The sequence below is a fragment of the Nostoc sp. UHCC 0251 genome, from assembly GCF_034932245.1.
Taxonomy (GTDB): Bacteria; Cyanobacteriota; Cyanobacteriia; order Cyanobacteriales; family Nostocaceae; genus Nostoc.
In genome coordinates, this window is the sequence record NZ_JAYGHD010000320.1 from 21,898 (window position 1) to 34,118 (window position 12,221).

11 protein-coding genes are annotated in these 12,221 nt (G+C 43.8%); 1 reads left to right on the plus strand and 10 read right to left on the minus strand.

The features are described from left to right. Window positions 1-49: 49 nt before the first annotated feature. Window positions 50-1,690 (plus strand): hypothetical protein, encoded by a 1,641-nt coding sequence (locus VB740_RS26095; protein ID WP_323202769.1) that lies wholly within the window; start codon window positions 50-52, stop codon window positions 1,688-1,690. Between the two features lie 42 nt (window positions 1,691-1,732). On the opposite strand, the gene VB740_RS26100 is transcribed toward VB740_RS26095, so the two are convergent. From VB740_RS26100 to VB740_RS26145, 10 genes are all read right to left on the minus strand, one after another. Beyond that, entirely contained in the window at window positions 1,733-2,500 is a 768-nt protein-coding gene (locus tag VB740_RS26100) for an MBL fold metallo-hydrolase (RefSeq protein ID WP_323202770.1), read from the minus strand. A 3-nt stretch (window positions 2,501-2,503) separates the two neighbouring features. Further along, a complete protein-coding gene (locus VB740_RS26105) occupies window positions 2,504-3,103 on the minus strand; it encodes an aminodeoxychorismate/anthranilate synthase component II (RefSeq protein WP_323202771.1) in 600 nt (199 codons plus the stop codon). Window positions 3,104-3,418: 315 nt separating this feature from the next. Beyond that, a complete protein-coding gene (locus VB740_RS26110) occupies window positions 3,419-3,874 on the minus strand; it encodes a diacylglycerol kinase family protein (protein WP_323202772.1) in 456 nt (151 codons plus the stop codon). A 154-nt stretch (window positions 3,875-4,028) separates the two neighbouring features. Beyond that, complete coding sequence (gene ybeY, locus VB740_RS26115) at window positions 4,029-4,556, minus strand: rRNA maturation RNase YbeY (RefSeq protein WP_323202778.1); 528 nt, start codon at window positions 4,554-4,556, stop codon at window positions 4,029-4,031. Window positions 4,557-4,666: 110 nt separating this feature from the next. After that, the gene (locus VB740_RS26120; RefSeq protein WP_012408076.1) at window positions 4,667-4,822 is read right to left on the minus strand and encodes a DUF3285 domain-containing protein; all 156 of its coding nucleotides are present in this window, start codon (window positions 4,820-4,822) and stop codon (window positions 4,667-4,669) included. 202 nt (window positions 4,823-5,024) lie between these two features. After that, a protein-coding gene (prfB, locus tag VB740_RS26125) for a peptide chain release factor 2 (protein WP_323202773.1) occupies window positions 5,025-6,147 on the minus strand; the annotation gives its coding sequence in 2 pieces (ribosomal slippage) (window positions 5,025-6,074 and window positions 6,076-6,147; 1,122 coding nt in all). A gap of 117 nt (window positions 6,148-6,264) precedes the next feature. Then, window positions 6,265-7,423, minus strand: a protein-coding gene (locus VB740_RS26130) for a PCRF domain-containing protein (protein WP_323202774.1) whose coding sequence is annotated in 2 segments (ribosomal slippage) — window positions 6,265-7,347 and window positions 7,349-7,423 — 1,158 coding nt in all. Because the reading frame shifts where the segments join, the coding sequence is not laid out codon by codon here. 131 nt (window positions 7,424-7,554) lie between these two features. Further along, entirely contained in the window at window positions 7,555-8,283 is a 729-nt protein-coding gene (locus VB740_RS26135) for a Bax inhibitor-1 family protein (RefSeq protein WP_323202775.1), read from the minus strand. Window positions 8,284-8,467: 184 nt separating this feature from the next. Continuing rightward, window positions 8,468-9,433, minus strand: a complete 966-nt coding sequence (locus VB740_RS26140; RefSeq protein WP_323202776.1) for a pPIWI_RE module domain-containing protein — start codon at window positions 9,431-9,433, stop codon at window positions 8,468-8,470. Further along, the coding region (locus VB740_RS26145; protein ID WP_323202777.1) for a hypothetical protein at window positions 9,426-12,221 on the minus strand (2,796 nt) is incomplete at its 5' end. The genes VB740_RS26145 and VB740_RS26140, both read right to left, overlap by 8 nt.

Below are 12,221 nucleotides of genomic sequence, written 5' to 3' on the forward strand. Positions count from 1 at the left end.
GGGTTTGTGTCTCACGACGTTATTAATTTAATAAAAGAGAATTTTAACTATGTCTAGACTAAGCGTTCCACCCAATTTCATCGGCACCAGCAGTGCAGACACAATAGTAGGGGAAGAGTTAAATGCACCTTTGGCAATTGGAATTGAGATTTTAAGCAAAGGTTTAATTGATACAGGCTCAGGAAAGGACACCATTCAGGGCACAGGAAACGGCACTAACGGCTTCGACGGCTTCGACGGCGACGGCGGCAACGGCGGTACTGGCACTGGCATCGCTAATAGTGGCAATCTGAATACAGAGAAAGAAAACGACAATATCATTGGCACAGGCAACGGCGGCAACGGCGGCAGCATCGGCAACAACATCTTTAGCAAGAGCGGCACCAGTGGTAGTGGCACTGGCATCGCTAATAGTGCCAGTCTGAATACAGGCTCAGGAAACGACACGCTCACTGGCACAGGCAACGGCGGCGACGCCGGCAACGACTATGCCAACCCCGTATATGGCGGTAGTGGAACTGGTATAAATAACAGTGGCACTATTAATACAGGCTCAGGAAAAGACACGATCGCTGGCACTGGCAACGGTGGCAATTCCGGCGTCTTCGGCGGTAGTGGAACTGGTATCAATAACACTAAGGAACTGGATACCCAAGACGGAGAAGACACGATTACTGGTATAGGTACTGGCGGCAGTGATGGCGAAAGTGACGGTACTGGAACTGGTATCAATAACAGTGGCAGTCTGAATACAGGCTCAGGAGAAGACACGATCACTGGCACTGGCAACGGCGGTACTGGAACTGGTATAAATAACAGTGGCAGTATTAATACAGGCTTAGGAAAAGACACGATCGCTGGCACTGGCAACGGTGGCTATTCCGGCGTCTTCGGCGGTAGTGGAACTGGTATCAATAACACTAAGGAACTGGATACCCAAGACGGAGAAGACACGATTACTGGTATAGGTACTGGCGGCAGTGGTGGCAATTCCGACTTCGGAAGCTATGGCGGTACTGGAACTGGTATCAATAACAGTGGCAGTATTAATACAGGCTCAGGAAACGACACGATCACTGGCACTGGCAACGGCGGCAAGATTAATAGCAGTCCTGGAAGCACCGGTGCTGGAACCGGTATCCAGAACATTAAAAACGCCGCCATTACTACAGGGTCGGACAAAGACACGATTATCGGTTATGGGAATAGCTTAGGAGAAAACGCTACAGCCTATGGCATCTTCAACGATGGACTGATTGATACTGGGGATAGTTGTGACAAGCTTACCGGACAGGCAACAACAACAATTGGTGGTACTGCCTACGGTATTTATGGTGAAGGAACCATCAACACTGGCGATGGAAATGATGAAATTACAGCCACCAGTATCATCGGTGGAGTTCAACAAAAAGTCTCTATCGGTGGCGATATCAAGATTGATCTCGCCACAGGAAATGATTACTTGAAAGGATTCGGTAATGCAACTGTTGATGGCGGTAAAGGTTTTGATACCCTCGATCTGGGCGCTTTCAATCGTTCCGAACTACTGGTATCTGGTGTTATTTCTGGTAATCCCCTTAACTCTGCCAACTTCAGTTTCAATGGTATTAGCTTGTCTACAACCGGCTTTGAGAAATTTATCTTTGCAGATAGCTCTTTGGACTACAGCACTCTGGTAAACGGGGCATGAGTTTGTTCACGTCATTGGTTATTCTCCCTCATCCCCTACTCCTCAAAACTTGTAACTTAAAACCTGAATCACGCTATTTTCCGGCAAATCTTTAGGGCTAATAGAAATACTATCTCCATTGCTACGCCGCACTGTCATACCTTGCATCACGGTCAGAAAATTATCGAGTGGTGAAATATCGCACGCAGCAGGATCAGCGGCCTGTGTGCGGTAATGAGTTGGAATCACCAGCTTGGGATTTAAGATTTGCACAGCCTGCTTTGCTTCCTCAGCATTGTAGGCTTTTGCACTGCCTCCCACTGGAATCAATGCTACATCGGGACGCCCCATCAAGATTTTTTGCTCAATGGAAATAGGTGCAGCGGCTCCGCCTAAGTGGAGGATATTAACTCCGCCTTGCTGCCAACTCCAAGCAGTATTTGAACCAAACTGCTTACCACCTTTGCGATCGTGGTCTATGGCAATTCCTTGGAACTTAATGCCTTTGAACTCGTAAACTCCTGGTTCGTAGATGAGTTTTGCATTTCCCGGTAGTACGTCCACAGCACCTTCATCTAGCAGTTGACTGCTAATCAGTACCAAATCTGCTGCAACTTTCGGTGGACGATACCCGGCAGTACAGCCGATGCTCCGAAATGGATTGACGAGAATTTTCGCACCGCCACCAGTAAAAAGAAAGCAAGTATGACCCAACCACTGAACTGATAAACCGCTAGATTGTGCGTCAGCTTGAGATTCAGAACCCGAGGTAGTAACCAAAGCTGTGACCAACCCCGCCCCAGCATAGCCCATCAACTGTCGTCGTTTCATTAATTATGCTCTCGACTGTAACTGTTCCAGAAAATTTCGCAATAACTGTTTTCCTGAAGATGTCAGGACACTCTCTGGGTGAAACTGGACACCCTGAATATGAGGATAGTTCCGGTGCCGCACTCCCATAATGGTGTTATCTTCAACCCAAGCGGTGATTTCTAACACATCTGGGCAAGTCTCACGTTCTATCACCAAACTATGATATCTGGTGGCAGTTAAAGGATTTTCTAATCCCCGGAAAACCCCCACCCCAGTGTGAGACACTTGAGAGGTTTTGCCATGCATCAACTCTGGAGCAGAAATTATTTTACCACCGAATACTTGACCAATACTTTGATGTCCCAAACAGACACCCAAGATTGGCAACTCTTGACCTAGCTGTTTAATCAACTCTAGGGAAATGCCGGCATCTTCCGGGCGACCGGGCCCAGGAGAAATAACCACAGCTTCCGGCTTTAATGCTCGAATCTCATCTATGGATATCTTGTCGTTACGAAAAACTTTAATATCATCTGCCACTGGGAATTCTGCTGCCAGTTCTCCCAGATATTGCACTAAATTATATGTAAAACTGTCATAATTATCGATAACTATAATCAAAGCTCATCACTCCTGGTTTTTACCACTCATCAGTTGCAAAAAGCATAGACAAATATCTCATGCTATTTGTTCGCTAGGTGTAAAAATAAAGCTGGCATGGACGCCTAAAGATTACCAAGTAACCCTTCACCCAGGATGTTTGACACGTTGGCCTAGCCCGTCGTAGACATCGCATTACTTGAATTTTGAATTGCTTATAAGGTGTTCTCCAAAAGGGATCGGATAGAGTGTGATCCTCTTACCTCCTCACTTGGTGATACCTGCGGTGGTCACTGAGCGTGGCCGTTGTACGGACTACACCTACGCAAGTCATGTCTACAAAGCCGATATAATTAACTTTACCAGAGGAGGGAGCATCAGCGTACCAGCTACTAGCACCGCTACCAAAGCAGAGACAAGGACTGCACCAGCCGCACAATCTTTAGCAATTTTTGCCAAATCATGGTATGTCTGCTTAACGGTTAAGTCCACAAGGGACTCGATCGCTGTATTTAGTAACTCTAGTGCCAAAACTAAACCACTAGTTACACCAATTACCGCTATTTCCACGGCTTGCAGATGTAAAAAAACGCTTAAAGCGATCGCTAAAGCACAAACACTTACGTGTATCCGAAAATTCCGTTGAGTTTGAAAACTATAGCTGATTCCAGCCCAGGCATATTTAAAACTAACAAATAAATTAGAGGCTACTTTCCAGGAGAATTCCCGTTCGTTAGACACCAGTGTTTGTAACGAGGTGGGCGTTGGTGATGGAGAAATTTTTTGGGACATAGACTTAAAAACACAAGAACAGAGTTGCTACAGTGGGAATATTCGCCGATCTTAAATGGCAGAATTAACTTTGAGGCAATCTTTAAGAATTTTCCACAGAAGTATTATAAAAGTATTACCCAAAATTAACACTTAAAGAATACACGAGATACTGCTATTCCATGTCAATAGCAATACCTACCGCGTTCAGCAATCTCACTTGCTGTTTTAACATTCGCCCCAAACTTTCTTCATCAGGATGATCCCAGCCCAAGAGGTGTAACAAACCGTGAGCAGCTAACCAAGCTAGCTCAGTTGGTAAGTTATGTTCCTGCTGTTGAGCTTGACGCTGTGCTGTATTTACAGACACAATAATATCACCTAAGTATAATGGTACAGAAGCAAGCATTTCTTTGCTCTGAGGAAAATCCACCTCTAAAGCAGCAAAGGCTAAAACGTCTGTAGGCTTATTTTGTTGGCGATACTGGGCATTCAGTTCTTGAATTTGCAAGTCATCTGTCAAACGCAGCCCGATTTCATAGCTTGGCGCTGGCGGAATTTGAGGGTGAAGTATTTCCAACCAGTGATTAAACCAATTTTCCCAAGTTTCAGGAGGAATTCGGGGATTGGTGTCCTCAATTTTTACTGATGTTGTCGGGGACAACTCGTAAAAATCATCCTCCACATATAGTTCAACGCTCAGGGGCACAAAGTCTCCTAGTCTGAGGTTTAGGGTTTTTCGCTAAGACTGTCCTTTGTCATTGGTCATCTGTCCTTTTAAATATAATTAATGACTAATGACTAATGACTAGTTTAGTGAGTTAAGTAAGCAAGACCAACAAGAAGAGCTAAAAGCCCTACGGCAGTCAACGCAAAATGCTTCAGGGAAGTTGCACCCTTCCGCACCATGTTTCGCATGGCGAGTTTTACGTAGCTAGGTTGAGGTTCTGTTGAAGGAGAGTTACTCATATTTATTTGTCCACAGACTCTTTTATAACTGTAACAGTTGGTCTGGGATAGAGTGGCGATCGCCTGTATATTGCTCAGGAATTTATCTAAAAACGCCCCAATAAGAAGGAATACTATGTAATTGTGCCAATCTTAGAAAAATAAATAACAAGTGCTAAGTAATATTAAAAATAATTACTTAGCACTTGTAAACAATCCCAAGTTATGCGGGACTGTTTTCTACTAATTTATTCTCTTGACGCAGATAAGCTTGAATGAATGGATCAATTTCGCCATTCATCACATCGCCAATCGCCGTTGTTTCTGTATTTGTACGCAAATCCTTCACCATTTGGTAAGGGTGAAATACATAGTTACGGATTTGGTTTCCCCAGGAGGCTTCCACCATATCGCCCCGAATTTCGGCAATTTCTTGGGCGCGTTGCTCTTTGGCTATGACCAACAGCTTTGCTTTGAGGCGATTTAGGGCTTTTTCTTTATTTTGCAGCTGCGATCGCTCTTCTGTACAGCGCACGGCAAGACCAGTAGGAAGGTGAACAATCCGCACCGCAGTTTCTACTTTGTTGACGTTTTGCCCACCTTTACCACCAGAACGAGTTGTGGTGATTTCCAAATCTTTATCTGGAATATCCAATTGCACAGAGTTATCAATCTGTGGCATTACTTCCACCCCTGCAAAACTGGTTTGTCGCTTACCGTTGGCATTAAAAGGTGAAATCCGCACTAAGCGATGTGTACCCATTTCTGATCGCAAGTAACCGTAAGCATAGCGACCAGTAATTTCTAGGGTTGCCGATTTAATTCCGGCTTCATCACCCTCCGACTCTTCAGCCAAAGTTACCTTATAGCCGTGAGCTTCGCCCCAACGGGTGTACATCCGCATCAGCATAAATGCCCAGTCTTGAGCATCAGTGCCACCAGCACCAGCACTAATCGTCAGTACAGCACCTTCCGCATCATAGGGGCCCGAAAGTAACTGTTGTAACTCCCACTGATCTAGGTCACGATTCAGTTTAGTGATGGTAGATTCTGCTTCTTGGAGTAGCGCCTCATCAGTTTCTAACTCCAACAATTCAACAACTGCCTTAGTATCTTCTAGATTGGCGTGCCAGCGATCGTATTGCTGGAGGTGGGCTTTCAGGTCGTTGAGTTCTTGCAGCGTTTGTTGGGCCTGGGTTTGGTCATTCCAGAATTCTGGCTGTGCTGATATTTTTTCGAGGTCTTGAATTTTGGCTGTCAGTGCAGGTACGTCAAAGATAGTCCTGGGTTTTACCCAGGCGGCCAGACAACGTTTCGATTTCGCGTTTGAGTTCTAAAACTTCCATAGTGCTTGCTGTAATGAGAGATAGAGCGCTTTAAATTGGAAAATTGCTCTTTATTCTACTTATGTTTCTTGATTTTAGCTGTAGTTGGGCAAATTTTTTCTACACTACTTATATAAGTTACAAAAGTGACTTGAAATTATCAAGCGGTTCTTTACCTACTGAAGTAGTATGATTTAGCTGTTGCAGATAGGCTTTGATAAACAAATCAATTTTACCGTTCAAAACCTCTGTCGCAGCAAGTGTTTCTACATTGGTACGTAAATCTTTCACGTTGGTGTAAGGATGCAAAATATATTCACGGATGAGCTTGTTGGATAGAGGTTTTATCTGTCGGCGTTGAATTTTGTCAATCTGGACACCTTGGGCTAGTGCGTAGGCGTAGCCAGCCGTAGGCATCGCAAACAGTTTACTCTTGAGAATAGCTAAGGCTTTCTCTTTGTTTTGCATCAGACTACGCTGTTGGTTACAAAATACACTAATCCCGGTAGGAATGTGAACCATCTTTACCCATGTTTCTGTTCGGTTGACATTCCCTCGATAGCGAGGCCAAGTAATTTCCAAATCCTTCTCTGGAATCTCACACTCAACGGACTCACCCAATATTGAGATAACTTCTACACTAGCTAAACTCGTGTGCAAGCTGTTAATAACATCGAAGGGCGATATCTGTTCTAGTTGATGTGTGCCTATTTCTGATTTGAGGTAGCCGTATGCATAACGACCGATAATTTCCAAGGAGGCAGATTTAATCCCAGCTAAATCCCCGCAAGATTCTTCCACTAAAAGGATTTTGTAACTGTGGCTTTCTGCCCATTTAAAGTACATTCGTAGCAGCATATATGCCCAATATTGAGCATCTGCACCACCAACCCCAGCAGTAATAGTGAGAAATACACCTTTTTGGTCGTGGGGGTTGGACAGTAATTGTTGTATTTCTATTGTTTCAAGTTCTTGCTGGAGTTGGGTAAGGTTGGTTTGCGCCTCCAGCAACAATTCCTCATCAGCAGATAATTCTAGTAGTTCTATTGCAGCCTTAATATCTTCTAGAATGAAGTGCGATCGCTGATATTGTTTCTTTGTAGCCTTGAGGAAATCAATTTCTTGAAGTATCTGATAAAAACTGGCAGAATTATCCCAGAAAGTAGCTTGAGAAATCAATTGATTCAACTCTTCAATTCTTGCACTCAGTTCTGGGAGGTCAAAGACAGCCTTCAGCCTTGGTCAAGATATTAGACAACCTTTCTACTTCAATTTTGATATTTAAGAGTTCAAGCATAGTTTTGCTCACTTGAGGCTTAATTCATCTATATATTATACTATTAAAACGATGAAAAAACCGTGGGTTATAAAAATTTAACCACGGTTTTTACTTTATAAAACTTGACTTTTGTTAGTGTCTACAGACCATTAATCGCGGCCATTGATGGCAATTAGCAACCGCAAGATAAAGACGAACAAGTTGATGTAAGTTAAGTACATCGACAAAGCAGCAGGCAGATATTGGTCATCGCTGTAAGTGCGGGGCAAGATGTAGAAATCGACAACAGAAACCCCAACAAACAGAAATACTCCTAAACCGGAGATGGCAATTTCTAACCAATTTGGCGTGTAAACACCAAACATGGCAAAACCGAATTGGGCAAGACACACAACCACCAAGGCGATAACGCCGAGATTGATGGTTTTTGTCAAAGCCATGCCATCTTGTTCAGAAAGATTTGAACCAATTTGACGGGCAGCAATAAAAGTGATGCCACAACCAAGGGCAGCCAACCCAATGCCTTGAATGCCAACACCTTGGGATCTCAAGGCTACATACACCAAGCCACTGAGGGTATATCCAGACAAGAGGCTGTAGGTTGCCAACAGGGGTAGTGCAAGCCCCTTATTACCTTTTTGGGCAACATTTTGGGCAACAAAGAATAAAATTAACTCTACAATCACCGCACCAATGAAGGTAGGAAAGAAGATTCCAGGGTTAGTACGGATAACTCCCAAACCGCCGTAGGTTCCTAATGCCGTTAGCACCAAACCACCACCGACGTAGGGGAGGGCGTTGGCAATCACGTTAGGGCCAACAAGGGCGTGAGATTTAGCCTCACGGATAGCTTCACGAAAATTACTGGTATTGCTCATATTGAAAAACAGTTTTTAGGAAAACGTTGTGCTTCTTCCTATTGTTACCAATCTTTGCGGTTAACAGCCAACGATTTAATATTGTTGCAAAATCTGAAAGGTAGCTTCGTTGTTAAAAATTGGAATCCTCAGAGGCTGACGATTCCACTGGATCTTTAGTACTGATAGCCTTAGAGTTGTCTTGTCATCCTCTAAGGTTAATACCTGACCAGTTATGATTTGGGTTAGAAACGAAATTATTTGCGTCAGGAAGTTGAGAGTCATTGAGAGAAAAAAGATTGCTGATGGCTTGAGGCCATTTCACTTCCTTTCTGTAACGGTTCATCATCAGTGGAATAAAGCAAAAGGCTTGGCGTTGACCATCTAACCACCGACGGTTATCACCAATATGAGCTTTTACACCTGGATAAGGTACATAATTCAAAGGTTTAGTCAGCCAACGTCGAATTGATAACTGATGATAGACAATAGGTTTTTCGCGCCAGGGAACTGTTTGCAAAACAAACTCAATGACAAATGAGATGTATGCTGTTTCTGTTGTTTCCTTTCCTTTAGTTACCGTAATTTCGCTGGGAGGCCATGACATCAACTCAGCACCTTGGAGGCTGACTACTCGGTAAAATGTCAGTTCATACTGCTCATCAACACCAAAGTAAACTCTTGGGTTTTTGAGAAACTCCTTGGCAAGGTAATCTGGAATTGCTTGGTAAAGGTTGTTTGTTTCGACTTTGTTTTGAGGATAGAGTAATTCATAGGTTTGTGAATCTTCCCATCGCCAATCATCATTATTGAGATTTGCAAGTTGTGACTCAACATCCTCTAAGGTACTAAATTCTTCTATCAACCAATCTTTGATCAAGTTACCTAAGTCAGAAATGTTTGTGGTTTCTGTTGCTAACAACCAAGGTACATTGTCTTTTTGCCAGCCATTACGCAAAGTCTTAATAATTTTGGGAAAACTACCAACTACCAGGGGATCGAGGGAATAAACTGGTACAGCCCGATAACTTTTACCTTGGAGTTTGGCACGCTGTTGAGCAAGGTTGTTGGCAACTTGTCGCCATGCAGTAGGAACATACATTGCAGAGAGTTTGCATGTTGGATTCGTTGCAGTAAGTTCCCAAGCACCAGGAAGAATAGTTTTAGTCATAGTTTAAGTTTCTTTCTCTTATTTGTTTCAACGCATTTAAAAAAGCTCCATAGAGCGATCGCGCCAGCACATCCTCACCTTCTACATAGGGTTCCAGCACCTTGATGATGGCAACCAAAAGTGAAGTACTTTCACTGTCTTGTTCGCCAATGGCTGAATTTGGGGCAAATTTCACATCTATAAAATGGACTACTGCTGGTACTCCACCACGCACCAAACGCCCAATAATTTGCCAGATACTCACTAACTGAGTCCAGCAAAGTACCGATCGCTCGTCTTGTGTTAATTGCTTGAAAGCCCATGCTGTGTAGTTCAGATTGACCATTTCGGCCACAGCATTCTGGTAGAAGATATCTGCAACCTGAGTCAGGGTTAGGTTCATCGATATTGATTGAGCTTCTTCATAAAGTGTGGAGTCTTTTTCATGTTTCAGCGCCCAAGCGTTGAGTTGCTGAACAGTAGATTGCCAGTTATCAGGTACTGGCATAGGTCTGTTGAGGAACAGCACTGCACCAAATGCAGCTTTACCTTGAGCATTCAAGATGTTGTGACCCCGCTCTAAAGCCATCAAAGGAGCAACTACAATTTGGGTAGGTAAATGTTGTAAATTCCTGATTTCGCTTCGCAGAATCCCATGAAGATGAGTAGGAGCATTGTCACGGCGGAGGGTGGCAATACCGTCATCGTTGATATTTACGTCGAAACGGTAGCGCGATTGTAAGATAGACGTGACCCACTCCGATTCATCGTAACTACCCACAACAATCAAAATGCGATCGCGATCGCTCCACCATTCAGGTTGCTGTTGTTTTCGCTGTGCTAAATCCTGAAATACCCCATCTAGAAAACTCTCTCCACCTCTTACCGAGTAGCACATAGCCTCGACCATTTCTTTAGCAGCAAGTTTACGTTTTGCAGGTGGTAATCCTGATAAAGCAATATAGTTGGCTTGCGGATTCTGTTTGGGACTAAAGAAAAATTGACTTTCAGCTATACCTGCCTCGCCAGTTCTAGATTGCAACAATACAGTGGGTTTTATGTTGATGTGATAGGCTGGCGAACCCGGAGCGTAGCTAGTACCTGATATCAGAACAGTATGCGGCCCCTCCCAATCATCAACTGCAAACAGTCTTGGGAAATTTAACAGTAACGCACGGCCTACACCCACATAGCGGAAATAGTCCAACTTGCCAGCTTTTTTAGCACTACGTTCTTGCTTATACAAAAAACCTAGAATATTTCCCACTGGCGATTCTGGTAAAACTGGGAGAAAGTCATCCGGTGGGCGATGTAAAAGGTCTTGGCTTGAGTCGTGCAAGTTAATTACCCGACCGAGGTCGCTCAGATTATCAACTATAAAACCCAGCCGGTTATCGAGTATGGTGACTAAAATCGCAAACTGGAGATTTCGGGTTAGTTCCTCAAATTGAGTCTGATCTGGTAGGGAAAGATTATGGATTTCTATCCATCTTTTGCACCAAGGAGCAATTTCAGCTAAGGCTTGACGGTCATCTTCCGCAGTTAGTATTGTCAACGCCAAACCTGAAAGTTCACCACCACGACGGGGATTGAGCGGATGTTGTAAAAATCCATCTAGTTGATCCATCATTTGTTTGCGGCGGCGACGTTGCTCTGTGGGAGCCAAGTCTGCTTCAATGATGCGTTTACGCCGTTCTTCCATGATTTGTTGGCGAGTTAGTTTCGGTTTCGCTGAGACAGTAATCTCAGGTGGATCAACCAAGTCACGGATAATCCGAGCAAATAGAGAACGGCCTGTAAAGGGAAGTGGCCCCAACCATGCAACTAATTTAGAGTGGGTGAGGAGTAGGTGATAGATGCGGTTAGTAGCATTTTGGGTATGGTAATGTGCGCTTGTCCAAGCAACAAAGCGATCGCCTGCCATATCACCGCGATCGGAATTGTAAATCGTGGACTGGTTAAGTCCGAGTTTATTTAAAAAAGAGTTTTCAGAAGCATCGACTAAAACTTCATCAGGGGCAAACTCTTCATCAAACTGAATCTGCACGCGATCGGCTTCGTCAACAAATAGATATTTACATTCTCGGTAAACAGCCTCAGCAAAGGTCAAGTCTTGTTCAAATCCCTGGCGGGGTACACGAGTATGAATGAAACTAGCAGGGGTGAAAATCCAGACTGAAGCTGTAGCAATATCGTGTTCTAAATGGTGACGTGGACATTTGTAATACAAGGGACAAGTGTATTTTTTATCACTTTCCTGCCAGTCTTCATCATCAGAATCATCATTATCAGCTACAAGAACTTTTTGATAAAGCTTGTGACAAGGTTCATTACCAAATTCCCACTTATCTTCTGATTGCACTAAAGCTAAAAGCGGGCAGACTTGGCTGAACCAACGCCAAGCTGGGTGCATCCCTCCCTTAGTAATTTCCTTACCCTCATTTTTGAGAATAGGTTCGTAGACTTTTGCCAGTTGCTCTTGGCGTTTACTACCCAACACTGGTGCAGCAGGAATTCCTAATTTGTGGCAGAACAAAGAAGCGAGGCGCACTGCTGTAGCAACATCATTCACCATCAACCCACAGCGATCGCCCTGTTTAGCGAAGAGATAAATCAGAATTTCCAACAGGGTAGACTTGCCCACATTCAAAAGCCCGACAATGTGGATAAGACCTTCTAAAGTTAGCTGATCACCGTGCTGGAAATTATCTGATTCAGCATCGTATAGCTGGAAGAGGATATTTTCCAAGCGGTTAAGTAGATAGGCATCAAAAAAGTCCGGTATGTTAAGATATATAAATACTGAAAA

Excerpts from the sequence above, each read along its gene's own strand:
- VB740_RS26100 (WP_323202770.1), bottom strand. The coding sequence starts at position 2,500 with ATGAAACGACGACAGTTGATGGGCTATGCTGGGGCGGGGTTGGTCACA.
- VB740_RS26120 (WP_012408076.1), bottom strand. The coding sequence starts at position 4,822 with ATGAGTAACTCTCCTTCAACAGAACCTCAACCTAGCTACGTAAAACTC.
- VB740_RS26140 (WP_323202776.1), bottom strand. The coding sequence starts at position 9,433 with ATGACTAAAACTATTCTTCCTGGTGCTTGGGAACTTACTGCAACGAAT.
- VB740_RS26135 (WP_323202775.1), bottom strand. The coding sequence starts at position 8,283 with ATGAGCAATACCAGTAATTTTCGTGAAGCTATCCGTGAGGCTAAATCT.
- VB740_RS26095 (WP_323202769.1), top strand. The coding sequence starts at position 50 with ATGTCTAGACTAAGCGTTCCACCCAATTTCATCGGCACCAGCAGTGCA.
- VB740_RS26110 (WP_323202772.1), bottom strand. The coding sequence starts at position 3,874 with ATGTCCCAAAAAATTTCTCCATCACCAACGCCCACCTCGTTACAAACA.